21 protein-coding genes are annotated in these 26,390 nt (G+C 71.6%); 9 read left to right on the top strand and 12 right to left on the bottom strand.

Annotated elements, in window-relative coordinates; all coding sequences use genetic code 11:
- Nucleotides 1-104 precede the first annotated feature (104 nt).
- A complete protein-coding gene (locus AB0M54_RS35590; protein ID WP_364331842.1) occupies nucleotides 105-707 on the bottom strand; it encodes an adenylate/guanylate cyclase domain-containing protein in 603 nt (200 codons plus the stop codon).
- Between the two features lie 178 nt (nucleotides 708-885).
- Between AB0M54_RS35590 and AB0M54_RS35585 the strand changes: the two genes are divergently transcribed.
- Both AB0M54_RS35585 and AB0M54_RS35580 read left to right on the top strand, forming a co-directional pair.
- Nucleotides 886-3,693, top strand: coding sequence for an AAA family ATPase (locus AB0M54_RS35585; RefSeq protein ID WP_364476215.1), 2,808 nt, complete (start codon nucleotides 886-888; stop codon nucleotides 3,691-3,693).
- A gap of 131 nt (nucleotides 3,694-3,824) precedes the next feature.
- Nucleotides 3,825-4,595: a DUF5995 family protein gene (locus AB0M54_RS35580; protein ID WP_364331836.1), complete on the top strand. Its 771-nt coding sequence runs from the start codon at nucleotides 3,825-3,827 to the stop codon at nucleotides 4,593-4,595.
- Between the two features lie 203 nt (nucleotides 4,596-4,798).
- On the opposite strand, the gene AB0M54_RS35575 is transcribed toward AB0M54_RS35580, so the two are convergent.
- The 7 genes from AB0M54_RS35575 to AB0M54_RS35545 all read right to left on the bottom strand — a co-directional run bounded on the left by AB0M54_RS35575 (nucleotide 4,799) and on the right by AB0M54_RS35545 (nucleotide 11,328).
- On the bottom strand, nucleotides 4,799-5,386 hold the full coding sequence (locus AB0M54_RS35575) for a hypothetical protein (RefSeq protein ID WP_364476213.1): 588 nt from the start codon (nucleotides 5,384-5,386) through the stop codon (nucleotides 4,799-4,801).
- 35 nt (nucleotides 5,387-5,421) lie between these two features.
- Nucleotides 5,422-6,783: an ATP-binding protein gene (locus tag AB0M54_RS35570; protein ID WP_364328422.1), complete on the bottom strand. Its 1,362-nt coding sequence runs from the start codon at nucleotides 6,781-6,783 to the stop codon at nucleotides 5,422-5,424.
- Nucleotides 6,776-7,456: a response regulator transcription factor gene (locus AB0M54_RS35565; RefSeq protein WP_364328425.1), complete on the bottom strand. Its 681-nt coding sequence runs from the start codon at nucleotides 7,454-7,456 to the stop codon at nucleotides 6,776-6,778. The genes AB0M54_RS35570 and AB0M54_RS35565 overlap by 8 nt, the downstream gene beginning before the upstream one ends.
- 5 nt (nucleotides 7,457-7,461) lie before the next feature.
- Complete coding sequence (locus AB0M54_RS35560) at nucleotides 7,462-8,691, bottom strand: sigma-70 family RNA polymerase sigma factor (RefSeq protein ID WP_364328908.1); 1,230 nt, start codon at nucleotides 8,689-8,691, stop codon at nucleotides 7,462-7,464.
- Nucleotides 8,692-8,701: 10 nt separating this feature from the next.
- Entirely contained in the window at nucleotides 8,702-9,061 is a 360-nt protein-coding gene (locus tag AB0M54_RS35555) for a YciI family protein (protein WP_364476211.1), read from the bottom strand.
- A 268-nt stretch (nucleotides 9,062-9,329) separates the two neighbouring features.
- Nucleotides 9,330-9,707, bottom strand: a complete 378-nt coding sequence (locus tag AB0M54_RS35550) for an ATP-binding protein (RefSeq protein WP_364476209.1) — start codon at nucleotides 9,705-9,707, stop codon at nucleotides 9,330-9,332.
- A gap of 28 nt (nucleotides 9,708-9,735) precedes the next feature.
- Nucleotides 9,736-11,328: a PP2C family protein-serine/threonine phosphatase gene (locus tag AB0M54_RS35545; RefSeq protein WP_364476207.1), complete on the bottom strand. Its 1,593-nt coding sequence runs from the start codon at nucleotides 11,326-11,328 to the stop codon at nucleotides 9,736-9,738.
- 198 nt (nucleotides 11,329-11,526) lie between these two features.
- Between AB0M54_RS35545 and AB0M54_RS35540 the strand changes: the two genes are divergently transcribed.
- Genes AB0M54_RS35540 through AB0M54_RS35520 form a run of 5 tightly spaced genes read left to right on the top strand, consistent with a single transcriptional unit; the run spans nucleotide 11,527 to nucleotide 17,497 of the window.
- Nucleotides 11,527-14,511: a discoidin domain-containing protein gene (locus tag AB0M54_RS35540; protein ID WP_364476205.1), complete on the top strand. Its 2,985-nt coding sequence runs from the start codon at nucleotides 11,527-11,529 to the stop codon at nucleotides 14,509-14,511.
- 20 nt (nucleotides 14,512-14,531) lie between these two features.
- Entirely contained in the window at nucleotides 14,532-15,308 is a 777-nt protein-coding gene (locus tag AB0M54_RS35535; RefSeq protein ID WP_364476203.1) for a DUF3800 domain-containing protein, read from the top strand.
- A 51-nt stretch (nucleotides 15,309-15,359) separates the two neighbouring features.
- Nucleotides 15,360-15,797 (top strand): GNAT family N-acetyltransferase, encoded by a 438-nt coding sequence (locus tag AB0M54_RS35530; protein WP_364328442.1) that lies wholly within the window; start codon nucleotides 15,360-15,362, stop codon nucleotides 15,795-15,797.
- A gap of 34 nt (nucleotides 15,798-15,831) precedes the next feature.
- Nucleotides 15,832-16,368 (top strand): RNA polymerase sigma factor, encoded by a 537-nt coding sequence (locus tag AB0M54_RS35525; protein WP_364476201.1) that lies wholly within the window; start codon nucleotides 15,832-15,834, stop codon nucleotides 16,366-16,368.
- Nucleotides 16,358-17,497: a CU044_5270 family protein gene (locus tag AB0M54_RS35520; RefSeq protein ID WP_364476199.1), complete on the top strand. Its 1,140-nt coding sequence runs from the start codon at nucleotides 16,358-16,360 to the stop codon at nucleotides 17,495-17,497. The genes AB0M54_RS35525 and AB0M54_RS35520 overlap by 11 nt, the downstream gene beginning before the upstream one ends.
- Nucleotides 17,498-17,776: 279 nt before the next feature.
- On the opposite strand, the gene AB0M54_RS35515 is transcribed toward AB0M54_RS35520, so the two are convergent.
- Nucleotides 17,777-19,990, bottom strand: coding sequence for a discoidin domain-containing protein (locus AB0M54_RS35515; RefSeq protein ID WP_364476197.1), 2,214 nt, complete (start codon nucleotides 19,988-19,990; stop codon nucleotides 17,777-17,779).
- 236 nt (nucleotides 19,991-20,226) lie between these two features.
- Here AB0M54_RS35515 and AB0M54_RS35510 point away from each other — a divergent pair, with 236 nt between their 5' ends.
- A complete protein-coding gene (locus AB0M54_RS35510) occupies nucleotides 20,227-20,784 on the top strand; it encodes a DUF305 domain-containing protein (RefSeq protein ID WP_364476195.1) in 558 nt (185 codons plus the stop codon).
- Between the two features lie 16 nt (nucleotides 20,785-20,800).
- On the opposite strand, the gene AB0M54_RS35505 is transcribed toward AB0M54_RS35510, so the two are convergent.
- On the bottom strand, nucleotides 20,801-22,192 hold the full coding sequence (locus AB0M54_RS35505; protein ID WP_364476193.1) for a DUF1996 domain-containing protein: 1,392 nt from the start codon (nucleotides 22,190-22,192) through the stop codon (nucleotides 20,801-20,803).
- Between the two features lie 153 nt (nucleotides 22,193-22,345).
- On the opposite strand from AB0M54_RS35505, the gene AB0M54_RS35500 reads away from it, so the two are divergent.
- Nucleotides 22,346-23,404: a LacI family DNA-binding transcriptional regulator gene (locus AB0M54_RS35500; RefSeq protein WP_364328457.1), complete on the top strand. Its 1,059-nt coding sequence runs from the start codon at nucleotides 22,346-22,348 to the stop codon at nucleotides 23,402-23,404.
- 731 nt (nucleotides 23,405-24,135) lie between these two features.
- On the opposite strand, the gene AB0M54_RS35495 is transcribed toward AB0M54_RS35500, so the two are convergent.
- On the bottom strand, nucleotides 24,136-25,221 hold the full coding sequence (locus tag AB0M54_RS35495) for an ionic transporter y4hA (RefSeq protein ID WP_364476191.1): 1,086 nt from the start codon (nucleotides 25,219-25,221) through the stop codon (nucleotides 24,136-24,138).
- A gap of 95 nt (nucleotides 25,222-25,316) precedes the next feature.
- On the bottom strand, nucleotides 25,317-26,318 hold the full coding sequence (gene gap / locus AB0M54_RS35490) for a type I glyceraldehyde-3-phosphate dehydrogenase (protein ID WP_364476189.1): 1,002 nt from the start codon (nucleotides 26,316-26,318) through the stop codon (nucleotides 25,317-25,319).
- Between the last annotated feature and the right edge of the window lie 72 nt (nucleotides 26,319-26,390).

The following is a 26,390-nucleotide window of genomic DNA, read 5'->3' as shown; positions in this document are numbered from 1 at the left end:
CTGGTTCGCTATCAGGTCGCGGCGAGCCTACCGGGGCGGGCTGACGAGTTCGCGCCGACGAGCCGGATGGGGAACCGCACGTCGCCTGACAAACGGGACAAAGGTCACGGCTGGTGAGCTAGAACACACGTTCGAGCGTCCAGCGGGAGGGCCCGGAAGAGATCGACCGGGCGGGCGCGGCCGGTCAGCACGGCCGGCGGCAACTCCTGGTAGGCGACCGCGGCGTGCGAGTAGGACTGGGTCTGGCCGTCCACCACCACGGTGTCGTGCGGCGCGTACGCCTGGAGCCGGGCCGCCGTGGTGACCACGCTCCCGCTGACCATGCCGAAGCCGCCGTCCTGGGCCGCGGCCACGTCGACCATGACCTCGCCGGTGGCGACACCGGCCCGCGTGCTGATCTCGTGCCGGCCGGCCAGGCGTACACCCGAAAGCGCCTCCTGAATCGCCAAGCCGCAGCCGACCGCCGCCGCGGCGCCCCCCTCCGGACGCCGCGACGACAGGCCGAACACCGCCATCACGGCGTCGCCGACGTACTTCTCGACGATCCCGCCGTGCTCGCGGACCACCGCCGACACCTGGGCGAAGTAGTCCATCTGCAGCGCCCGGACATCCGCGCAGTCGAGCTCGTCGACCAGCGTCGTGAATCCGACGATGTCGACGAACAGGACGGACACGGTCTGCCGGCGTACGCCTGCCATGACGGCCATCTCCCACGCTCCCTGGATCGGCGCTGGTGAGACTGAAGATTCGCAGGAAGCCCCAGGGTCCCGGATCGGCAGAACTACTTAGATGCTCGTGATACACAAACCGGCGGTAATTTTTGTGACGCAGATCAGCCTGAACCGACGAGTAGGTGGTAGGGGGATCCGGTTTAGGCTCCCGTGCATGACCAGCGAACCGGACGACACGCCCCTTGTCGGGCGCGCCGAGACGCTGGACGAGATCTGTCGTGACCTGGCCGATGTCGGTCCGGGCGGCACCGCGGCGGTCTTCGTCACCGGCGAGAGCGGGGTGGGCAAGAGCCGGCTGCTGCGCGAGGTTGCGGCCAAGGCGACCCCGTCCCGCACGGCCGTGCTGACCGGCGCCTGCCTCGACATCGGCGACGCGTCCCCGCTCCACCCGGTGCTGGCCGCGCTGCGCCGGGAAGATCCGGGCTTCGCCACCGAGGGTCCCGACGCCGGCGCCCTGCTCGACCGGGTCTCCCGGGCCCTGCGCGAGGTGGCCGGCGACCGCCGCCTGCTGCTCATCCTCGACGACCTGCAATGGGCCGACCGCAGCACCCGCCAGCTGCTGCTCTACCTGCTGGCCGGGCTGGGCGAGGTCCGGCTGTCGGTGCTGGCCGCGGTGCGCGCCGAGTCGCTCCAGGGCACCCATCCGCTGCGCCGGGTGCTGGCCGAGCTGCGCCGGTTGCGGTCGGTGCGGGTGGTCGATCTCAACCCCTTGGACCGCATGGGTACGCAGGAACTGGTCACCGCGATCGCCGGCGCCGCCGTGCCCGCCGAGGACGCCGACCGGGTGTTCAAGCGCAGCGGCGGCAACCCGTTCGTGGCCGAGGAACTGGCCCGCGACCTGCGCGACGGCCGGGTCGAGCTGTCCGACACGCTCCGCGAGATCTTCCTGGCCCGGGTCGACGAGCTGCCCCGGGCGGCTCACGACGTGGTCCGGGCGGTGGCCGCCGGGGTCGAGCCGGTGCCCCACGAACTGCTCTCCGGCGTGGTGCCGGTGGCCGGCGACGAGCTCATCGACGCGGTCCGGGCCGCCGTGTCCCACCGCATCGTGACCAGCGCCAACGACGGCTACCGGCTCCGCCACCGGCTGGTCGCCGAGATCCTCGAGCGCGAGGTGCTGCCGGTCGAGCGGGCCGGGCTCCACCGGCGGTACGCCGAGGCGCTGTCCGGCGGCGGCGACCACGCCCGCCTCGCCCACCACTGGCAGCGGGCCGGCGAGCCCGAGCGCGCGCTGCCCTCGGTGGTGGCCGCGGCCCGGGCGGCCGAGTCGCTCTACGGCTTCGCCGAGGCCCACCGGCACTGGTCACTGGCCCTCGAGCTGACCGCCGACGACGACGCCGGCCGCACCGAGCTGCTCGGGCACGCCGCCGAGTCGGCCCACCACAACGGCGAACACCAGCGCGCGCTGGCCCGGCTGGAAGAGCTGGCCGCCCGTCCCGACGGACCGGGCGCCTGCGAGATCCACCTGCGCCGGGCCCGCTACCTGGCCGCGGCCGGGCGTTCGGCCACCGCCGAGACCGAGTTCCGGGCGGCGCTGGCGGTCTCCGGCTGCACCCCGGCCGAGAAGGTCACCGCCGCCGCCCACCTGGCCGAGCTGCTGCTCCACCTGGGCCGTTATGCCGACGCCGGGGCGCGGGCGCGCGAGGCGCTCGAGCTGGCCGAGCAGGTCGAGGGGTCCACCGCCGATCGGGTCCGCGCGTCGGCCGCGCTCGGCTTCAGCCAGGCGTTCCGGGCCGACCCCGACGCCGGCCTGGCCGTGATCCGGCAGGCGGTGGCGATCGCCGAGGAGTCCGGTCACCCCGACGACCTGGGCTGCGCCTATCTCCACCTGGCCGAGCTGCTCACCGGCCCGCTGAACTCGCTGGAAGAGGGCGTGCTGGTCGCCCGGCGCGGCGCGCAGCGGCTGGCCGACCTGGGCGTCGGCCGCTCCTATCAACTCCGGCTGCTGGCCATCGCGGCCAACGGGCTGTTCCGGGTCGGTCAGTGGGCCGAGGCCGACCGGATGCTCGACGCGGCCATGCGCCGGCGGCCGTCCGGCGCCGACGCGGTCGAGATCCTGCTGGCCCGGTGCCGGTTGTGGGTGGGCTTCGGCGACGTCGAGGCGGCCGAGCGCGACCTCGACGCGGTCGCGACCGTGCTGGCCGGCGGCGGCGCCCGGCACGTGCTGCCGATGCTCACCCTCCGGGCCGGCCGGGCGATGTGGCTGGGCCGGCACGACGAGGCCCGGGCCGCCGTGCAGCGCGGCCTGACCGAGACCCGCTCCGACGACCTGGTCCTGCTCGGGGTGCTGGCCTGGCACGGCCTGCGCGCCGAGGCCGAGGCCCACTGCGGCGGCGAGATGCCGGTCGACCACGGCGCCATCCGCCGGCTGACCGTGGTCGTCGACCGCATGGCCAAGGGCGTCGACAAGGCCGCGCCGCCGGTCCGCGCGGTGATCGACGGCTACCTCGACCTCTGCGCGGCCGAGCTGAGCCGCATCCACGACCAGCACGACCCGGCCGTGTGGGGGCGCGCGGCCGCCGTCTGGGACAAGCGCAACCACCCCTATCCCGCGGCCTACTCACGGCTGCGCCAGGCCGAGGCGCTGCTGCACCACCGGCGGCGGGCCGCCGCCACGGCCGCGTTGCGCGCGGCGTGGACCACCACCCAGTCGATGGGCGCCAAGCCGCTCGGGGCCGAGGTCGCCGCGGTGGCCGGCCGGGCCCGCATCCCGCTGGCCGACGACCCGGAGACCCCGGCCCCGGCCGCCCCTGAGCCGCCCGGCGACAAGTTGTCCGCGCTCACCGGTCGTGAGCGTGAGGTGCTCAGCGCGGTCGCCGAGGGCCTCACCAACCGCGAGATCGGCCAGCGGCTGTTCATCAGCGAACGCACGGTCGGCGTCCACGTCGGCCACATCTTCGACAAGTTGCAGGTACGCACCCGGGTCCAGGCCAGCCGGGTGTTCCTCGAGAACCGCGCGGCCTGACCCGGATATAGGTAGTTCTACCGATCCCTGCGTACGTACCCGGTGGAAGGCTTCGAGCCACGGGGGAGCACCGACCGGCGTCTTGCCGACGCCGGTCGGTGCTGGGGGGCCTTACTTCTTTGGAGGATCCGATGACCGAGTCGGTCTGGGGACCTGCGCATCAGGACATGTGCGCCCTGCTGACACGTCATCCCGAGGACGTGCCCGCGGTGGTCGACCAGCTCACCAAGCTGCAGGACGTCCTGGAGCGGGTCCCGCCGCTGCTGAACAGCAACCCGCTGGCCGATTTCAACCGGCTCTACCTGCGCATCACGAGCAGCGTGCTGGAACGGCTCTACGAGGGAAGCTTCGAGGATCCACAGTTCCTGTCCCGGCTCGACGTCGAGTTCGCGGCCCGCTACTTCGACGCGCTGCGCAGCTTCAGCTTCGGCAACACCGTCTGCCCCAAGGTGTGGCACATCCTGTTCGCACGGATCGCCGGGCCCGACTCCCGCCCGCTGCCGTCGGCCGCCGCCGGTGTCAACGCGCACATCAACTTCGACCTGGCCTTCGCGCTGGTCACCACCTTCGACCACATCGGTTCCGACCCGGTCGACGAGAGCGCGCAACACCGCGACTACCTGCAGATCAACGACATCTTCGCCGAGGCCATCCCCGAGCTGCGCCGCGGCTACCTGGAGAAGTGGCAGCTCCTGCTCGACACCATGAACGGCGACCTCGACGACTGGTGGCAGGGCGAGGTGGTGGAATACACCCGCAACGTCGCCTGGCGCAACGCGCAGAAGCTCTGGGCCTGCCGGCACGACCTGGGCGCGACGGCCAGGGAGCGCGAGCGGCTCGACGACACCGCGGCGTCGCTGGGCAAGCTGCTGCTCTCGCCGCTCGGCGCGTTCCTGCAGTAGGACGCCGACCTGGGAGGCCGGTCCGCGGCAACGGCCCAGCCTCCCAGTCGGTCACCCCACCCAGTGGTAGCCCCGCCCGCCATCCGAGCCCCAAACACCGCCCCGACCCACCACCGCCCACAACGGTGGTAGCTCAGGGCGGCATCCGAGCCCCAAACGCCGCGCTGAGCTACCACCGTTGGGAACGGTGGTAGCTCAGGGGGCTAGCCGATGGCCACCAGCCGCGCCGTGGTGGCCGAACCGTCCTTGGCGCCGGCCACGCCGACCGTGCCGCCGTTCTTGATCGCGCTCGCGTCGGCCTTCGCGCGGTCCTGGACGACCCGCAGGTCGGAGGCCACGGTCCAGGTCAGCGTGAAGCCGTCGGTCGACTTGACGGTCAGGGTCTTGCCGTCGGTGGCGGTGACCGTGCCGCGCTGCACCACGACGGTCTTCACGCCGTCCTTGCCCTGCACCGTCATCTCGCCGTGCAGGGTGTTCTTGCGCAGGAACTTGCGGGCGGCGACCCGGCGCTCCTGGCGCTTCGCCTTGCGGTCCGGCGCCGCCGCCGACGAGGACGGCGACGGGTCGGGCGCGAGCTCGGTCTGGTAGCCGACGGCCTCGAGGGCGGCGACCTCGTCACCCAGTGAGGCGTCGAGGGAGTCCGCGACCGCGGCGGGAGCGGCGCTCGGGGCCGGCCCGGCGGCACAGGCAGACAGGCCGAGCACGGCGGCGAGCCCGAGCGCGGTCGCGGTCAGCGCCGCGCGGCGGCGGTGATGCGTGGGTGTGCTCAGAGCAAAGCGGGTGCGAGTCATGCCGACAACTCTCCGCCCGGACGGCGAAGGCCGGGTCAGGGCAATGTTCGGGTTCCGTAAGGGAGCTGCGGGAGGGTCACGGTGAACTGGGCGCCGCCCTCGGGGGCGTGACCCGCGGTGATCGTGCCGCCCAGGCGTCCGACCAGCCGCGAGGCCAGGGCCAGCCCGAGGCCGCTGCCGACCTTGCGGATCCCCCGGTAGCGCTGGTGCAGGGCGCCGCGCTGGAAGGCCACCGCGAGGTCCTCGTCGGTGAAGCCGGGACCGCCGTCGCGCACCTCGATGACGCCGCCGGCCGGAGTGGCCCGCACGGCCAGGATCAGCGGGGCGCCCTGGGGCACGGCGCGCAGCGCGTTCTCGCACAGGCCGTCGACCACCTGGCGGATGCGGCCCGGGTCGGTGCTCACCAGCACGGGGTGGGCGGGCAGTTCGGTGCGCAGGGCGGGGCCGTCGGGGAGGCAGCGCGGCGCCCACGCCTCGCCGGCCGTACGGATCAGGTCGGTCAGGTCCACCTCGACGATGTCCAGCGGGAGGTCGGCCGCCTCCAGGCGGGACAGCACGAGCAGGTCGGAGATCAGGCGGTCCAGGCGGTCGGCCTCGGCGAGCATGGTCGCGCCGGCCTTGGGGGCGCCGTCCGCGCCGACGACACCGTCGGCGAGCGCTTCGGCGTACCCGCGGATGGTGGAAAGGGGTGTTCGAAGCTCGTGCGAGACGCTGAGCAGGAAGTCGCGCTCGCGGCCCTCGCTGATCTGGAGCGCGCTGGCCAGCCGGTTGAACGCCGTGGCCAGCTCGGCGGCCTCGGCCGGGCCCTCGGTGACCAGGCGGACCGAGCGGTCGCCGGCCGAGAGGTGACCGGCGGCGACGGCGGCGCGGCGGATCGGGCGGACGGTCAGCCGGGCCAGCAGCGCGCCCGCCAGCAGGCCACCGAGCAGGCCGGCGGCGAGCGGGAACCACACCGCGCCGAGCAGGCCGCCGGCGACGCCCGAGGCGACCGGCTTGGTGAGGATGACGCCGCTGCTCTGGCCGGTGATCGGGCGGCCGACGATGAACACGGCCCGGCCGCCGACCCGGCCGCGGGTGTCGACCTCGTCGCCCTCGGACACGAGCTGGACGATCCGTTGGGGCAGGCCGGGCGTGTCGACGACGCCGCGCCGGATCAGGTAGACCGAGATGCCGTCGCGGCGCAGGTCGCGCACGATGCGCTCGCGGGCGGCCGGGCGGACCGGGAGCAGCTCGACGGCCAGGCCGGCCCGCTCGTTCAGCTCGGCGCGGGCCTGCCGGTTCACCGCGTTGACGGCCAGGGGCACGGCGACCAGCGCGGTGATGATCACGGCGATCACCGCGGTCGCGGCCGTGACCAGCACGACCCGGGCGGTGAGCGTGCGGAAGACGTTAAACATCGGCGGTGTAGCCGACCCCGCGTACGGTGCGGATCAGCCCGGCCGCCCCGCCCAGCTTGGCCCGCACCTGGGCGACGTGCACGTCCACGGTCCGGGTGCCGGCGTGCGACGCGTAGCCCCACACCGAGGCCAGTAGCTCCTCCCGGGTGAACACCCGGCCGGGCCGCCCGAGCAGGTGCCCGAGCAGGTCGAACTCGGTCGGGGTGAGGGACAGCGGCGCGCCTTCGACGGTGACGAGACGCCGGCCGGGGTCGAGGGTGAGCGGGCCGAGCGTGCGTACCCGCTCGCCCTGGTCCGGACCGGCCGCGCGCCGCAGCAGCGCCTTGACCCGGGCGACCAGCTCGCGCGGGCTGAACGGCTTGGTCACGTAGTCGTCGGCGCCCAGCTCGAGCCCGAGGATCCGATCGACCTCGTCGTCGCGGGCGGTGAGGAAGATGACCGGCGTCCAGTCGCCGTCGGCCCGCATCCGCCGGCAGATCTCGGTGCCCTCCAGCCCGGGCAGCGCGATGTCGAGGATGGCCGCGACCGGGCGCACCCGGCGGGCGGCGGCCAGCCCGGCCGTGCCGTCGTGCTCGACGTGCACGCCGAAGCCCTCCCGGGCCAGGTAGAGCCGGACCAGGTCGGCGATCGGCCGCTCGTCCTCGACGACCAGCACGAGCCCCTTTTCCGTCACGGCACCTATCTTGCCGGTTCTCCGTGTTCGGGCGTTGTAAGAGATGCGCGCAGCGTGAGGTACCGCTGCTCGGGGACGCTGGTGGTGAGCGCGGCGGCCCGCACGTAGGCGTCGTGGGCGCCGGCCCGGTCGCCGGCCCGTTCCAGCAGGTGGGCCCGCACCGCGTCGACCCGGTGGTTGCCCGACAGCCGCTCGTCGCCGTCGACCGAGCCGAGGACCGCCAGCCCGGCCAGCGGCCCGCGCGCCCAGCCCATCGCGACCGCCTTGTTCAGCGTGACGATCGGTCCCGGGGCGAGCCGCTCGATCACTTCGTAGAGGGCGAGGATCTGGGGCCAGTCGGTGTCGTCCGCGGTCGCCGCCTCGTCGTGCAGGGCGGCGATCGCGGCCTGGAGCTGATAGGGCCCCACCGGCCCTTTGCCCAGGCAGGCCGAGACCAGCGCCACCCCCTCGGCGATCTGCGCCGCGTCCCACACCGAACGGTTCTGCTCGTGCAGCGGCACCAGCGCGCCCTGGGCGTCGGTTCGCGCGTCCCGCCGCGCGTCGGTGAGCAGCATCAACGCGAGCAGCCCGCCGGTCTCCACGTCGTCCGGGGTCAGCGAGCGCAACATCCGGGTGATCCGGATCGCCTCCACGGTCAGGTCGTCCCGCTTGAGGTCGGGCCCGCCGCTGGTCGTGTAGCCCTCGTTGAACACCAGGTAGAGCGTCTGCCGCACGACCCGCAGCCGCTCGGCGCGCTCGCCGGCCGGCGGCATCTCGAACCCCAGCCCGCTCTTCCTGATCGTGGCCTTGGCCCGGCTGATCCGCTGGGCCATCGTCGCCTCGGGCACCAGGAACGCCTTGGCGATCTCGGCCGTGCTGAGACCACCGACCGCCCGCAGGGTCAGCGCCAGCTGCGAGGGCGGCGACAGCGACGGGTGGCAGCAGAGGAACAGCAGCGTGAGCGTGTCATCCGTGGCGCTGACCTGGTCACCGGGAGCCGGCGGCGGCTGCAGCAGGAACTCGTTCTCCTCCCGCTTGCGCCGGGCCGACTCGCTGCGGAACTCGTCGACCAGCCGGCGCCCGGCCACCGCGAGCAGCCACGACCGCGGGTTGCCGGGCATCCCCTCGACCGGCCACTGGGTGGCCGCGGCGAGCAGCGCCTCCTGCATCGCGTCCTCGGCCGCGTCGAACTGCCCGTACCGCCGGGCCAGCGCACCCAGGACCTGGGGCGCCAGCTCGCGCAGCGTCGTTTCGATCTCCACGCGCTCAGACCTCGGGCGGCCCCGCCGGGACCTCACGCAGCTCGACCCGCTGCGCCCACGGCAGGATCTTCGACGCCAGCTCGATCGCGCGGGCCTCGTCCTTGACGTCCCAGATCCAGAACCCGGCGAGCGACTCCTTGGCCTCGGCGAACGGCCCGTCGGTGACCACCACCTGCCCGTCGCTCAGGCTCAGTGTCTTGGCCGTGGTGGGGTCGGCGAGCCCTTCGGCGAAGACCCACTCACCGGAGGCGTTGACCTCCTGGTTGAAGCTCTCCATGAACTGGATCATGTCGCGCACCCACTGGGTGTCGTGATCCTCCATCATCGTCGAGCTGTCACCGAACATCATCAGCATGTACTTCATCGCAGTCCCTTCGTTGTTCCGTCACCCGTGGTCGGAGCGGGCGGGGTGGTCTCGACATCGCGCCGACAAGAATTCGGGACCGAAATTCAAGAACCAGTTCAAGATCTGGATTTTCCCACGTCCGTCGTGGTCCAGACCGCATGCTCCCGCGGGCTCCAGGTCCGTGCCTGGTTCCGCGGCTGAAGCCGCAGATCAAACCAGATCAAACCCGAACGTTCTTTCTCTCCAAGCCGGGCGCACATGCCGGACGCGGAGCATGAGACTCGCTCTACGGGTGGCGGGAGACCGGGATGTCGGCCCAGACGACCTTGCCGTTGTCCTGGTGGTGGGTTCCCCACTCGCGGGTCAGCGCGGCGACCAGGAGCAGCCCGCGGCCGCCGATGCGGCGCGGGTCGGGGCCGAAGACGCGCGGCAGCTCGGGGCTGCTGTCGGCCACCTCGATGCGGACCGCGTCGTGGTGGCGGCGCATGGTCAGCCGGCCGCCGTCGCCGGTGTGCTGCACGACGTTCTCGACCAGTTCGGTGATCACCAGCAGGGCGTCGTCGACCAGGTCGGAGCTGTGCCACTGACCGAGGACGAGCCGTGCTTCGCTCCGGAGGGACGCACAGTCGGCACTGTGCGCGAAGGTCAACCGGAGCGGATCCATGCCCAATCAGTACCCGTTCCGGCCGGAGCTACGCCGACACCGCCTTGACGACCGTGATGGCGATGTCGTCCTCGGCGTCGCCGGAGAAGGATTCGAGCAGGTGGTCGCAGAGCTGCTCGGCGTCCAGGTGCTGCCGGTCGGTCAGCGCGACGGCCAGGTGGCGCAGCCGTTCGTCCAGGTCGGCGCGGCGCCGTTCGATGAGCCCGTCGGTGTAGAAGACGACCGCCGCGCCCGGTTCCAGGGCGATCGTGTGGTCGGTGCGTGCGACGCCCGCGCGTACCCCCAGAAGGGTTTCCCCCGGCGTCTCCAGCAGCCGGACGCTCCCGTCGGGACCCAGCAGGGCCGGCGGCGGGTGGCCGGCGTTCGACCAGCGCAGGGTCCGCACGCCCGCACCGACCTCGATCTGCGCGAGCACGACGCTGGCGAACGCGTGGACCGGCAGCCCGGCCATGGCCGCGCCGAGGTCGGTGAGGATCCGGGACGGCGGCGTACGCACGGTGAAGGCGATCCCGCGCAGCACGTTGCGGATCTGGGCCATCGCCACCGCGGCCGACCGATCGTGGCCGGAGACGTCGCCGACGGCCACGGTGAGCGTGCCGTCGGGCAGCTGGAAGGCGTCGTACCAGTCGCCGCCGATGTGCGCCTGGGCGATCGACGACAGGTAGCGCACGGCGACCTGGGTGTGGTCGGGCTGCGCGGGCTGGGTGAGCAGGCTCTGCTGGAGCGCCTCGGACATCGCCCGCTCCATCGAGACCAGCAGCCGGTCGGTGTGCCGGGCCCGGATCCGGCCCAGCGCCTGGGTCAGTGTCCGGCCGAGCAGCCGGATGAAGCCCAGGTAGGCGTCGTCCATGGTCAGGTGGGGGCTGAGCCGGGCGATCAGCACGCTGTCGTCGTCGCCGGCGGCCGGGTCGGCCAGCCGGAAGTGCACGCTGGCGCCGGTGTCGTCGGGCAGGACGGTGAGCATGTCGGGCGGCGCGGTCAGCGGTTCGAAGGTGGTGGCCGGCTCGTCGGAGGCCGGGACCATCAGCACGACCGAGGCGAGATCACTCTCGGCCGAGCGGAGCACCGGCAGGGCTCGGTCGATCAGGTCGGCCCGGCGCTCGGCCCCGGCCAGGGCGTCGCCGAGCCGGCGCAGCAGGTGCAGCCGGCGTGTGCCGATCACCTGGGCGGTGGTCTCGGCGGCGATGTCCATGACCCCTTCGACCTGCCCGGCCGGGCTGGTCACGGCCGAGTAGGAGAAGGTGAAGTAGGTCTCCTCGAGGAAGCCCTGCCGGTTCATGAGCAGCCGCAGGTTCTCGACCCAGGTGCCGTCGCCGCCCTTGGCCGCCGCCTCCAGCATCGGCCCGATGGTCTCCCAGATCTCCGGGAAGACGCCGCGCGCCGGGGTGCCGAGGGCGGCCGGGTGCTTGTCCGCGATCATCGGCGCGTACGCCTCGTTGTAGAGCAGCGCGAACTCCGGCCCCCAGAACAGCGCCACCGGGAACCGGGTGTGGAACGTCGTCCGCAGGGTGGTGGTCAGTGTGGGGCTCCACGACTCGACCGGACCCAGCGAGGTGGCCGCCCAATCGGTGCCGGCGTAGAGCTCACGCAGCGCACCGGCCGCACCGAACAGGTCACCCACCCGCTGAATCTAACCCCCGGCCGGGGATGCGGCCTCCGACGGGCCACTCCCGACACTCGGAGAGCGCTTTCCAAGTAGCGAGATGAGCGCCCGTTTTGCCCGCATACACCCGGCCAGGCATTGACAGGGGCGAAACTCACGCGTAACACTGCGGCCACCATGGAGAGCGCTTTCCCCGAGCGCTGAGAAGGAGTCCCCATGCATCCCCGCCGCCGGAAATTCCTCGAGCGAAGCATCGTCCTCACCGTTCTCGCCGCCTGGCTGGCCGTCCCCACGGCCGCCCGGGCCGCCGATCCCCTCATCTCCCAGGGCAAGCCCGCCACCGCCTCGTCGGCCGAGGGCAACGACGTCGTCGCGGCCAACGCCGTCGACGGCAACACCGCGACCCGATGGTCGAGCCAGTTCAGCGATCCCCAGTGGCTCCAGGTCGACCTCGGCGCCACCGCGACGATTTCCCAGGTCGTGCTGCGCTGGGAGACCGCGTACGGCAGCGCGTACCAGATCCAGACCTCGGCCAACGGCACCGCCTGGACCACCATCTCCACCCAGACCGGCCGCACCGGCGGCACCGACACCCTCAACGTCACCGGCAGCGGCCGCTACGTGCGCATGAACGGCACCGCCCGCGGCACCGGCTACGGCTACTCGCTGTGGGAGTTCGAGGTCTACGGCTCGACCGGCGGCACCACGCCGACGCCGGATCCGGAGCCCGGCTGGACCAACGTCTGGCAGGACACCTTCGACGGGCCGGCCGGCACCAGCCCGGCCGCGGCGAACTGGCTGATGCGCACCGGCACGCAGTACCCGGGCGGCGCCGCGAACTGGGGCACCGGCTCGGTCGAGACGGCCAGCAACGCCACCGCCAACGTGTCGCTCGACGGCGGGGGCAAGCTGAACATCACCGCACTGCGGGACGGCGCCGGCCGGTGGACGTCCGGCCGCCTCGAGACCCAGCGCACCGACTTCACCCCGCAGCGCGGCGAGATGATCAAGTTCGCGGCGGTGCTCAAGCAGCCGAACGTCGGCAACGGGCTCGGCTACTGGCCGGGGTTCCGGGCGACCGGCGCGGCGTACCGCGGCAACTTCAACAACTGGCCGGGCGTCGGCGAGACCGACATCATGGTCGACGTCAACGGCCGCGGTCAGCTGGCCCAGACGTTGCACTGCGGCACCGCCCCGGACGGACCCTGCGCCGAGTACAACGGCCGGTCCAGCGGGCTGGCCTCGTGCACCGGCTGCGCCACCGGCTATCACGAGTTCGCCCAGGTGATCGACCGCACCAAGACCGACGAGGAGGTCCGGTTCTCCCTGGACGGGCGGCAGACCTGGGTGGTCCGCGAGTCGCAGGTCGGCGTGACCGCGTGGGCGGCGGCCGTGCAGCACGGCTTCTACCTGCGGCTCGACCTGGCCATCGGCGGCTCGCTGCCGAACGCGATCGCCGGGCGCACCACCCCGACGGCCGAGACGACCAGCGGCGGCGTGCTCAGCGTCGACTCGGTGACGGTCAGCCGGGCGACCGGGACGACACCGGCCGCGATGACCGACCCGGCGACGCCGGCCGGGCCGAGCACGGTCCGGGTCACCGGCTCGCAGGGCACCTGGCAGCTCCAGGTCAACGGCGCGCCCTACGAGATCAAGGGCATCACGTACGGTCCGCCGCAGGCGGCCGCCGACGGCTACACGCGCGACCTGAAGAACATGGGCGTCAACACGATCCGCACCTGGGGCGTGGACGACGCGAACACGCCGGCGCTGCTCGACCGGGCGGCCCAGCAGGGCATCAAGGTGATCGTCGGGCACTGGCTCAACCAGGGCGCCGACTACGTCAACGACACCGCGTACAAGAACGCCGCCAAGACCGAGATCGTCAACCGGGTCAACGCGCTGAAGAACCGCCAGGGCGTGCTGATGTGGGACGTCGGCAACGAGGTCATCCTGACCATGCAGGACCACGGGCTCGCGGCCGACGTGGTCGAGGCGCGGCGGGTGGCGTACGCCCGGTTCGTCAACGAGGTCGCGGTGGCCATCCACGCCGCCGACCCGAACCACCCGGTCACCTCGACCGACGCGTACACCCAGGCCTGGACCTACTACAAGCAGTACTCCCCCGCGCTCGACCTGCTCGCGGTGAACTCGTACGGCGCGGCCGACACGATCAAGCGGGACTGGATCGCCGGCGGCTACACCAAGCCGTACGTGCTCACCGAAGGCGGCCCGGACGGCGAGTGGGAGGTGCCCAACGACGCCAACGGGGTGCCGACCGAGCCGACCGACCTGCAGAAGCGGCAGGGCTACACGGACAGCTGGAACGCGATCAAGGGGCACCCGGGCGTGGCGCTGGGCGCGACCGAGTTCCACTACGGGCTGGAGAACGACTTCGGCGGCGTGTGGCTGAACACCACCACCGGCGGCTGGCGGCGGCTCGGCTACCACGCGCTCCGGCAGGCGTACGCCGGGCAGGCCGCGCCCAACACCCCGCCGGAGATCACCGCGATGTCGGTCAGCTCACCCACCGCGGTCCCGGCCGGCGGCACCTTCACCGTCGGTGTCACCGCCGGCGATCCGCAGGGTGACCTGATCCGCTACAACCTGATGGCCGGCGACAAGCACATCACCGGCAGCACCGGCCTGAAGAACCTGTCGTTCACCCAGAACGGCAACAGCTTCACGGTACGGGCGCCCGAGCAGCTGGGCGTCTGGAAGGTGTACGTGTACGCGTTCGACGGCCAGGGCAACGTCGGCATCGAGCAGCGGTCGTTCCGGGTCGTCCCGCCGACCGTGCCCGGCGCCAACCTGTCCCGCGGCCGGCCGGCGACCGCGTCGACGTACCAGCCGACCGGCACGAACGGGCCGCAGCTGCCGGCGTACGCGGTGGATGGCGACTACGGGACCCGGTGGGCGTCGGAGTGGCTGGACACCGCGTGGTTCCAGGTCGACCTGGGCTCGGTGCAGTCGTTCAACCACGTGCAGCTGGCGTGGGAGGCGGCGTACGCGAGCTCGTACCAGATCCAGACCTCGGCCGACGGCAACAGCTGGACCAACGTCTACTCGACGACCAGCGGCGACGGCGGATTCGACTCGCTCAACATCACCGGCTCCGGGCGGTACGTCCGGGTCAACGGCACCACCCGGGCGACCGGCTTCGGCTACTCGCTCTGGGAAATGGGTGTGTATCGCAGCTAGCCGAACGGTAGAAGGGAGGCGTGCGCTTCGTATATTGCGACGAGTCGGGGTACGAGGGCGAAAAGCTCATCGACTCCACGAAGCCGCTGTTCGCGCACGCCTCCGTTCTCATGTCCCACGCCGACGCGGCCGCCCTGCTGGCTTCGCTCCGCTCCCGGGTGAAGTCCCCGGCGACCTCCTACCGGGCCGGTCACCTGCTGCGCGAGAAGCACCGGCCGACGCTGCGCTGGTTCCTCTCGCCCGACGGCCCCGTGGCCGGCCTCGGCAGCGTCTTCCTGCTGGACAAGGCCCACTGGGTGGCCACCCGCACCGCCTCACTGCTGGACATTCCGGTGGAGTCGCTGGACCACTCGCCCTACGTGCTGGCCGCCGCCAACGACATGCTGCGCGGCAAGGACCAGCCCGGGGTGGTCGACGAGTTCTTCCGGGTATCCGGCCTGGATGATGCCGGCCGCGAGCGGGCCGAGCTGTTCCGCGAGTGGCTGGCCACCGACCGGGTGGCCAACTCGGTCCTCGACCCGCTGATGCCCGCACTGATCTCGGCCGTGAAGCGCTGGGGCCCGGCCACCGTCGTGCACGACCGCCAGATCATGTTGCCCGAGCGCCGGGTCGAGCTGATCCGCGAGCAGTGCGACGGGCTGATGACCGGTCTGCGGTTCGTGGCCATCGAGGACTGCCCGCAGATCCAGGTGGCCGACATGCTGGCCGGCACGGTCCGCGCCCTGAGCGAACGCCCGGACGACGAGATGTCCGCTCTCGCCGCCCGGTTCGTCGCCGCCGACTCGTTCCTCGCCTGAACCCGCGGGGCCGATCCCGACCGTGATCGACCGGTTGTCTTGAATGTCAGGGTGTTCTCCGTCCGCCGTGATGACGGCCTGCTGCTGACCGACGACCGTGACGCCATCGACCTGGACCGCGTGCATCGCTGGCTCTCCACCGACGCGTGGTGGGCCCTCGACCGCACCGCGGAACAGACACGCGGCATCGTCGCCGCGTCCCGCCCGTACGGCGTCTACTCCGATACCGGCCAGGTGGCGTTCACCCGCGTGGTGACCGACGGGCTGACGTTCGCGTACCTGGCCGACGTGTTCGTCGACCGGGCCGCCCGCGGCCGTGGCATCGGCACCTGGATGACCCAGCAGGTCTGCGCCCACCTGGACGACCAGCACATCCGCACCATGGTGCTGGCCACGACCGACGCCCACGACGTGTACGCCCGGGCCGGCTTCTCCGACGTCCCGCCCCGCCGCTGGATGTGGCGGACCCAGGTGACCCCGCCGGCGTGAACGCCCCGCCCGGCCGCGACCAAGAACAATGGTGATGACTGTCAACAAGGTCGACGCCGACGTCGGGGTGCTCTTCGAAAGGCACGCCGACGAACTGCACCGCTATCTGGCGCGCCGGGTCGGTGTGGCCGCCGACGACCTGGTCGGGGACACGTTCGTGGCGGCGTTGCGCGGGGGCTTCGACGCGCGGCGGGGCTCGGCGCGGGCGTGGCTCTACGGGATCGCCACCAACCTGGCCAACAACCACGTGCGGCGGCGCGGCCGGGAGGACGCCGCCACGGAACGGCTGACGTTCGCCGACCGCTCCGACAGCCACGAGAGCCGGGTCGTCGACCGGGTGGACGCCCAGATGCGCGCCGCTCAGTTGCGGGTGGCCATCGCCGCCCTGCCCCCGGCCGACCGGGACGTGCTGCTGCTGAGCACCTGGGCCGGGCTCACCAACCAGGAGATCGCCGAGGCGCTGGGGGTGCCGGCCGGGACGGTCCGCTCACGGCTCCATCGGGTACGCCACCACCTGCGCGCCGCCGCACCGACGGTCGCTGTCGAAGGAGAAGCCGCCGATGTGGACTGATGGTGAACTGGATCGGGCGCTCGCTGACCAGCCTCCCGGCCCAGCTTTCTCTTTCGCCGCCCGCTCACGGGCCCTGGAGCGCCTGCAGCGAGAACAAACGCTCGTTCTCTCCCCCCCGATCGAGATCGATATGCCCGCCCCCGCCGGACCGGAGCGAGAAAGAACGTTCGTTCTCGCTCCGGCGGCACCCGCGCCCGTGGCGGTCGTTCTTCCGGGTCGGCCGCGCCGGGCGTGGTGGGCGGCCGCCGCGGCGGTTGTCGTCCTCGCGGGCGCCGCGATCGGGTTCGGCGGCGGCGGGACCCCGGCGGCCAGCGCCGCGGCGGTCGCGCAGCTCGACCGGGCGGCCGCGGCCACCACGGGCGGTCCGACGGCGCCCGGGCAGTACTTCTACACCGAGAAGCACGAGTGGGCGCTGGGCGCGGCACAGACCCGCGGCGGGAAGAGTCTGGCTCAGCTGCAGGAGACCATCCACGAGACCTGGGTCCCGCACGAGCGCTCTCACGAGTGGGTCAAGGTCACCACGGTCACCGGCAAGACACAGTGGCTGGTCGGCGACGACGAACTCGTGCGCCGCGAGGGTGACGGGGGGCTCCGGAGCATTCCGGGACGCACCCGGGAGGCCGGGCCCTGCGGCGACTACCCGAGCGACAACGGCCGGCTTGGCGAGACCACCGAGCGCCCGAGCTGCGACCAGCGTCCGGGCGACTGGTATGAGCCGACGCCACGCTTCCTGGCCGGTCTGCCGACCGATCCGGCCAAGCTCTACAAGCGACTCGAGGACGACAACCTCGGCGGGCGCGCGGACATGCTCCCGATGGCGGCCGGCGTGCTCACCGCCGACGCGCCGGCCTCGGTGCGGGCAAACCTCTTCCGGGCCCTGGAGAGAGTGCCCGGCCTCCACCTCACCTCGGACACCGTGAACCTCGACGGCCGCCACGGCGTCGGGCTGGGCATCACCGAGGACGGCCTGCGGCACGAGATCGTCATCGACCCGGACACCGGCCGGCTCATCGGCCAACGCTTGGTGCTCACCAGGCCCGGAACCGAGATGTGGGCGGGCCTGCCGACCGGCAAGGTCGCCGAGTACACAGCCGTAACCACGAGCGTGGTCGGTGTGGTGCCGCGCTAACCGCAGACGCACTCACGCCACGAAGGAGGGCGTCACCACGAGCGTGGTCGGGGTAGTGCCGCGTTAGCGGCGGGCGCAACCACTCACGCACGTCGCAGGGAGGGTGGCTGCGGAAGCGAAGCGTGCGGCCACCCGGACCGACCTCGGCGGGAGCAGCGGTCTGCACCAGCCACCCCGCTACGACACGAAGCTCTTGATCTGCAAGAAGAGAGGACCTCGGCGGGAGCAGCGGTCTGCACCACTGCCCCCGCCACGACCGGATCCTGATCTTGATCTTGGTTATGGACCTGTCGTCAAATACTGGGTTTCGGCTCCGCGGACGGCTGGGGCGCCCTTGTCGTTGATGATGCGGTTGATGGTTCCTTGGCCGCCCAATGACACCGTGACCATGTTGGTGAATCTGATGCCGGGCTTGACCGGGGCCTCGAAGGCGCGTTCGCCGACCACCGACTGGTCGAGGGTGAAGACGCAGTAGCTGCCCAGCCCCCAGGCCTGGTGGTCGTTGACCGGGTCGGCGACCTTGTAGGCCGCGTAACCCCTGGTGGAGCCGTTCATCCAGGCGACCTGGTTGGGCATCTCGTAGGGCATCTCGTTCTGGTAGAAGTAGGTCCGGCCGCGCTCGCCGTTCCAGACCGTCTGGTACTTCTGGAAGTGCTCGACGAACAGGCCGTACATGGTGACGTCGTCGCCGTTGACGATCAGGCCCTGATCGGCCGTGTTGACGTTCCAGCCGACGCCGTCGCCGTGGTCGGCGCGCCACAGCCACATGTGGTCGCCGATCACGTCGTCGCTGTTGATGACGAGCGTGTTGGTGGCCTTGCCGACGCCGGGGCCGCCGATGCGGAAGAAGACGTCGTGCAGCGAGGTCGGGTTGGCGCTGTGGTCGGTGCTGGAGCCGGGGGCGCCGACCTCCATGAGCGACGGGGACGTGACCGCGCCGGCGTCGAACATGATGCCGGCCACCTTCACGCCGTCGACGTCGGCGATCTTCAGCGGGGTGACGCCGTTGTCGGCGAAGAACGTGGCCAGGCCCAGGCCGAGGATGACCGTGTTGGCCCGGGTCACGTTGATCGTCTGGTTGACGTGGTGGGTGCCGGGGGTGACCAGCAGGTGCTTGCCCTGGGACAGCGCGTTGTTGATGGTCGCCGCGGTCGTGCCGGGCCGGACGATGAAGAAGTCGGCCAGCGAGATCGAGGCGCCCGCGGGGGTCTTGTTGTACCAGCTCGTGCCGGTGCTGTTCTGCCGCAGCGCGGGCACGAAGACCCGGTACTCACCGTTGGCGAAATACAGGAACGGCTTCTCGCGTACGACCGGAGTCGTGTTGACCACCGTGTGTGACGGGTTCGGGAAGTGCGGCGGCGGGGCGCCCTGCACACCCTGGAAGACCATGTTCCAGACCGAGCCGGCCCAGCTGCCGAACTCGCTGTTGCGGGAGTACCACTGCTGCTGCGAGCCGGAGACGACCGCACCGTCCACCTTGGTGTCGGCCATCAGGCCGCCGGACGACCAGCCGTCGCCACCGTTCCACAGCTGGATCTGGTTCTGCGCGCCGCGCAGGTGCATGCGGCGGTACGGCGCGGCCTGGGAGACCGCGTACCGCTCCACGGTGGTGCCGGCCGGCAGGGTCACCGACAGGTTCTCCGCGGTACGCCAGAAGTTCTGGGTCGCGTTGCCGTTCATCCAGTTCGCCTCGACGCGCACGTGGCCGTTGAGGTTGACGTCGTCGGGGGACATCCCCAGCCCGGCCACCTGCTCGAAGAAGCCCAGGTTGACGTCGGCCGTGTAGGTGCCGGGCTTGAACAGGACCGCGTACCGCTCGGGGCCGAACTGGTTGCGCTCCTGGGCGGTGAACAGCTGGTTGAGCCGGTTCTGGATGGTGGCCGTGGGCGTCGACGGGTCGTAGACGTTGACGTTCGGGCCGAAGTTGGGGTTGCGCGGGTCGGTCGGCTCGACCGGGTCCGGGTTGGCCGGGCCGCCGTCACCGGTGAACGCCCTCAGCTCCCACAGCGAGTAGCCGTAGCCGGTGGCCCGGGCGGTGCCGTAGACGCGCAGGTAGCGGCCTTCACCCGCGACGGTCAGGTTCTGCGTGCCGCCAGCGCCGGTGGTCGTCGAGTAGATGTTCGTCCAGGCGGTGCCGTTGGTGCTGGTCTGGATCTGGAAGCTCCGGCCGTACGCCGCCTCCCAGCTCAGGTCGACCTGGCAGAGCGAGACGGTGCTGCCCAGGTCGACCTGGATCCATTGCGGGTCGCTGAACGCGCTGGCCCAGCGGGTGCCGGTGTTGCCGTCGACGGCCAGCCCGGCCGCGTAGCCGGCGCCCTCGCTGGAGCTGGCCGTGGCCGGCTTGTTCAGGGCGACGTTGGTGGTGCCGCAGGCGGCGGCCTGCGCGCTGGTGACGCTGACGATGGTCAGGCCGAGCACGGTCGCGAGGCCGGCGGCGGCCGCGGTGAGAGTTCGGCGGGTACGGCGGGTACGCCGCCTGAGATCAGGTGTCATGATCCTGCCTGTCGTGGGGATCTGTGGCGGCCCGGCCCGCGGGGAAACGGGCCGGGCCGCCATGGGGACGGAACAATCTCGCCGTGGGAACGGCGGCGGGGAGAAGAGGGGTTAGGAAAGCGCTCTCCCAGGTAAGGCAATTGTTTCCCGCACGTTGCAGGACGTCAATACGTCCACGGTTCCGGAAATTGCCTCGCGCATTGACACGTTCGCCGGAAAAGGCCGAGACTCCCGTTGTGCCCCGCCGTACCCTTGCCCCCGCCCTGGTTCTGCTGATGGCCGGACTGTGCGCCTGCGACTCCCCCGCGTCGCCGGCCGTGCCACCGCCTCCGGCCGCGCCGTCCACCTCGTTCGGTGGCACCGACCGCGCCTGGATCGAGATCAACATCGCGATGAACGAGGAACTGACCCCGCTGCTCGAGCTGGCCGGCGAGCAGAGCCGGGACAATGCCGTGAAAGGCATCGCCTCGCAGGTCAATGACGTGAACGTGCGCGATCTGACCGAGCTGCGGGCGCTCCACGACGCGGCCGGGCTGCCCGCCGAGAACCCGCACAAGGGCATGCCGATGCCGGGGATGGTGACGCCCGAGGTGGTGACCCGGGCGGCCGCGGCCGAGGGGGCGGCGTTCGACCAGATCTTCCGCGAGCAGGTGCGGGCCCATCTGGATCAGGGCGTGAAGCTGGCGAAGAGTGAGACCACGGCCGGGGTGGAACCGCGTACCAAAGCACTCGCGGAGCGAATGATCAGCGATCGCGAATCCCTTTTGCCGAAGTTCCCCCCGGCCGTGAAATAAGTGCTCCTAATTTCTGTTATCGGGGCAGTTCGTAGTTCTCGTTCAGCGCCGCGCCGCGATCCGGCTTGTAGAGGTCGAAGCCGCGCGGGTCACACTGGAGACCACCGTTGATGCAGTGGGTGGTCAGGGCGGCCAGCGTCGGCGAGTCCCACACGTTGTAGAAGTCGTAGTGGAACGTGTAGCCACGCCCGCTCGACAGCCGCACGTCGGCCATGTTGCCGCTGACCGGGAACGCCATCTTGAACTCGATCATCGGCACCGCGACCGGGTGACTGGCCGGGCAGACCCCGAGCGTCGGGTACGCCATGTGGCTCTTGTGGTCCGGCGTGTCCAGGTAGAGGCCGTTCCAGCAGGACGGCGCCTGCATGCGGATGTTGAGCTGGGAGCCGGCCGGGCAGGTGGCCGGGAAGTCCCAGTTGAACGAGCTGTCGCCACACTCCCAGCCCTCGACCGCCCCGGGCGCGTTCTGGAACTCGCTCTGCGTGGCGCTCGGGCTGCCGACCACGTACCGCAGCCCGGGCGGGGACGGCCGCACGCTGCGGTAGTCGATCACGCCGGACTTGTAGTAGATGACCTGCCGGCCCACCGGCTGCACCGCGGTGGTGCCGTTGAGCAGGGTCGGCATCCAGTAGCCGGTCTTGTCGCCCGGCGTGATGCACGACGTGCCGCCGGCCTGGAGGCTGCCCAGCGTCGACATCGCGTTCGTGGAGTTGTTGCCCATGAACGTGTGCGAGTGCGAGGCGCCCGGCAGGCCCGGGAACACGATCGGGTCGTCCGGCAGGTTGGACCGGCTGACCGAGCAGTTCATCTGGAACTCGTGGTGTGTGGTCGGCGGGTTGGTCGCCGGCGGCACCTGGGTGGACGGGACGACACCGGTGACCGGCGGGTTCGCCGGGACGTAGCCGTCGCCGCCGGGCGGGGTCGAGCCGCCGGCGCCGTACACCTGGAACTCGTAGAGCGAGTAGCCGTAGCCGGTGCCGCGCTGGGTGCCGTACATCCGGACGTAACGGCCGCTGCCGCTGACCGCCAGCGACTGGTTGCCGCCGGTCGCGGTGGTCGTCGAGTAGACGGTCGTCCAGTTGTTGCCGTCGGCGCTGGTCTGGATCTGGAAGGCCTTGGCGTACGCGGCCTCCCAGCGCACGTCGACGCGGCTGATGGTGGCGGTCGCGCCGAGGTCGACGCGCAGCCACTGCGGGTCGCTCCAGGCACTGCCCCATCGGGTGTCGTTGCGCCCGTCGACCGCGGCGGCGGCCGGGGCGCCGCCGTTCTCGGTCGACGAGGCGAGGGTGGGCCGGCCCTGTGACAGCAGCGAGTCGGCGGCCTGCGCCATCGGCGCGTTGATGACCAACGCCCCGCCGACGGCGACCGCCGCGCAGGTGATCAGCAGGCGTCTTCTTCGTGTTCGCATCACTTCTCCTGGGGGATTCGGGGAAATCGATTGGAGAGCGCTTTCCGAAGTGTTACGCCCAGGTTGCCGCGCGGTCAATACACGGGCGGTTTTGTCGGTTTTCGAAGCATCGGCCGGAGAGCGCTCTCCAACGGCTGTGTTATAACTGCGTCCATGACCGCCACGAGGGGACGTAGCCCGGTCGGCGAACGCCTGCCGACGCTGGAGGACGTGGCCCGCGTCGCCGGCGTCTCCCGGGCCACCGCGTCACGGGTCATCAACGGCATCCGCAACGTCGACCCGCAGCTCAACGAGCAGGTGTGGAACGCGGTCGGCGCCACCGGCTACGTGCCCAACCGGCTGGCCCGGTCGCTGGTCACCCGGCGCACCGGCACGATCGCTCTGGTCGTGTCCGATTCGGAGGCCCACGACGACGACCCGTTCATGGGCCGTTTCTTCGCCGACCCCTACTTCGGCCGGGTGGTCGGTGGGCTGATGAGCGTGCTGCGGCCGGCCGGGGTGCAACTCGCCCTCCAGATCGTGGGTACGCCCGACCAGCGCACCCGGCTGATCGGCGACCTCCGGCACGGCCAGGCCGACGGGGCGGTCGTGCTGTCGCTGCCCGCGCACGACCCGCTCCCCCGCATGCTCACCGACGCCGGCGTCCCCGCGGTGCTGATCGGCCGCCCGCCCGAACCGGTGCCGATCGACTACGTCGACCTGGCCAACGACACCGGCGCCGCGCTGGCCGCCGACCACCTGGTCGCCCGGGGCGCCCGCCAGATCGCCATGATCTCCGGCCCGGCCGACGTGCCCGCCAGCAGCGACCGGGTGACCGGCTTCCGCCGGGCGATGGCCCGCCACGGGCACGGCTGGGTCCCGATCGCCCACGGCAACTTCACCCGCGAATCCGGCGAGGCCGCGATGCGCTCCCTGCTCGACGCCCAGCCCGCCGTCGACGGCGTCTTCGCCGCCAACGACCTGATGGCCCTGGGCGCCCAGTCCGTCCTGCGCGACGCCGGCCGCCACGTCCCCGACGACGTCCGCGTGGTCGGCTTCGACGACAGCAGCGCCGCCCTGGCCGCCAGCCCCGCCCTCACCACCGTCCGCCACCCCTTGGAGGACATGGCCGCCGAGGGCGCCCGCCTCCTCCTGGCCCGAGTCGACGACCGCACCATGCGCGTGTCCTCAGTCATCTACGAGCCAACCCTGGTGATCCGTTCCTCCAGCTGACCCCCCAAGCCGGGAGCCGCCACCGAACCACGGGGCCAGTGGCGGCTCCCACCCACCCTTCCCACTTGCCTCGCTCGCGCCCTGAGGCCGTGCCGCGCGCGGTCTCACGCGCCGGCCGAGGCCCGAGGACTTGCGGACCGAGGGCCTGCGGGCCGGGAATCGCGGGGCGAAGAGTTGCTGGCCAGGCTTGCGGGCCGGGGATCGCGAGGCCGGGATTTGCGAGACCGGGGGGTGGCGCGCGCGGAGTCGGGGACCCACCCATCTACGTGGGGCCGAGCCCGGCGTCGCCCGCCCGGACACCGTCAGGGCCTACCACCGGTGCCGGGCAGCCCGGTGAGGGGCGGCAGCGAGGGTGAGCGGGCACCAGCGCAGCCCGGCCGGCGCGGATGGGCCGGACCTTCGCCCGGGAGGCTGTCCATCGGGGTTGGGCCTGCGTGCACGAACCTGGAAGGGCTCGAGTCGCCTCCGTCGACCCGCCCGAAGCCTGGACGGGTGTGGACTTGCACGCACGATTCGGAGGGCTCCGGCCCGCCCACCCGACGACCCCGACGGGGTTGGGCTTGCGCGCACGGACCCGGAAGGGCTCGGGCCATCTCCGATGGGCCCCAGCCCGTAGCCCGCGGGAGCATACGATCCGCACCCCGACGAACGCGGGAAACAAGGCCGTTGAACTTGATCTTGCTCGCCATCTTGATCTTGAGAGGTCGACGCCAAACGAGGCCGGCCTGACGCTAGGGGCTGGCGGCCAGGAAGAGGAAGACGGCCAAGAGGCCTAGATGGATTCCGCCCTGGAGGACGTTGGCTCGGCCGGGGACGACGGTCAGGGTTCCGACGATCATGGTGAGGGCCAGGAGGACGATCTGGGTGCCGCCCAGGCCCAGCAGGAGGGGGCCGCTCAGCCAGATCATCGCGATGGCGATCGCCGGGATGGTGAGGCCGATGCTGGCCATGGCTGAGCCGAGGGCCAGGTTGAGGCTGGTCTGCATGCGGTCGCGGGCGGCGGCTCGGACGGCGGCGATGGTTTCCGGGAGCAGGACGAGCAGGGCGATCACGACGCCGACCACGGATTGGGGCAGGCCGGCGCCGGCCACGCCGGCCTCGATCGACGGGGAGACGCCCTTGGCCAGGCCGACCACGGCGATCAGGGCCAGCAGCAGGACGCCGAGGCTGATGCCGGCCGAGCGGGCGGAGGGCGGCTCGAGGTGTTCCTCCTCGTTGATCACTTGGCCGGCGGTGGTGATGGGGAGGAAGTAGTCGCGGTGGCGGCGGGTCTGAACCAGGACGAAGAGCAGGTACAGGCCCAGTGAGGCGACGGCGGCGAAGGCGAGCTGGGCGGGCGAGAACTCGGGGCCGTTCCGGCTGGTGGTGAAGCTGGGCAGGACCAGGCTGAGGGTGGCGATGGTGGCCACGGCGGCCAGGGCGCCGCCGGTGCCCTCGGGGTTGAAGACGGCGATGCGGCGGCGGATGGCGCCGACCAGCAGGGACAGGCCGAGGATGCCGTTGCAGGTGATCATCACGGCGGCGAAGACGGTGTCGCGGGCCAGCGACTGGGTCTTCTCGCCGCCACTGATCATCAGGGTGACGATCAGGGCGACCTCGATGATGGTCACGGCCACGGCGAGAACCAGGGAGCCGTACGGCTCACCGACCTTGTGGGCGACCACCTCGGCGTGATGCACGGCGGCCAGCACCGAACCGGCCAGGAACAGCCCGACGATGATCACGATCGGCGGTGGCAGGTCGCGGCCCCACGTCAGGATCAGGGCGGCGATGGCCAGGATCGGGACCGAAACGGTCCACTGGATTTTGGCAATCATCCGACAAGATTGCCAGATTTCCTCAGCGGCCCGGACCGGCTTCGCGGGCGCGGACGATCGCCTCGGCCCGGTCGGCGACCTGACGTTTGGCGGGGCTACCGGACGCCGGCCATCAGTTCCAGGGTGTCGATGACCCGGTTGGCGAAGCCCCACTCGTTGTCGTACCAGGCGACGACCTTGATGTGGCGGCCTTCGACCCGGGTCAGGGCGGCGTCGAAGACGGCCGAGGCCGGGTTGCCGGTGATGTCGCTGGAGACCAGGGGCTCGTCGGAGTATTCGAGGATGCCGTCGAGGGTGCCCTTGGCGGCGACGTGGTAGGCGGTGAGCACCTCGTCGCGGGTGACCGCGCGGGCGACCGTGGTGTTCAGTTCGACCAGCGAGCCCACCGGCACGGGAACGCGGATCGAGTCGCCGGAGAGCTTGCCGTCCAGGCGGGGCAGCACCTTGCCGATCGCCTTGGCCGCGCCGGTGGTGGTGGGCGCGATGTTCACCGCGGCGGCGCGGGCGCGCCGCAGGTCGCGGTGCGGGCCGTCCTGGAGGTTCTGCTCCTGGGTGTACGCGTGGACGGTCGTCATGAAGCCGTGCTCGATGACCGCCACGTCGTCCAGCACCGAGGCCAGCGGGGCCAGGGCGTTGGTCGTGCAGGACGCGTTGGAGACGATCAGGTGCCGGTCGGGGTCGTAGGCGCCGGTGTTGACCCCGTAGGCCAGCGTGACGTCGGCGCCGTCGGAGGGCGCGCTGACCAGCACGCGGCGCGCGCCGGCGTCGAGGTGGGCGCGGGCCGCGTCGGCCTTGGTGAACCGGCCGGTGGATTCCAGCACCACGTCGACGCTGAGGCCGGCCCAGGGCAGTTTGGCCGGGTCGCGTTCGGCGGTGACCCGGATGCGGTGGCCGTCGACGATCAGGTCGGCCCCGTCGACCTCGACCGGGCGGTGCAGGCGGCCCTGCGCGCTGTCGTACTTGAGCAGGTGGGCCAGGGTGCCGGGCGGGCTGAGGTCGTTGATGCCGGCCACCTCCAGCTTGCTGTCACGCTGGAGCAGGGCGCGGAGGGTGTTGCGTCCGATGCGGCCGAATCCGTTGATGGCGATGCGAGTCATGCCGTTCAGCGTCTTTTATTTGAGTGGGGGGCGTAAGTGGCTCGAACGACAGTATGCGCAAGGATCTCGCCA

It is taken from the genome of Actinoplanes sp. NPDC051470 (genome assembly GCF_040682035.1).
Taxonomy (GTDB): domain Bacteria; phylum Actinomycetota; class Actinomycetes; order Mycobacteriales; family Micromonosporaceae; genus Actinoplanes.
Note: the sequence above shows the minus strand (reverse complement) of the source record. Positions and strands in the feature narration are given on the sequence as shown.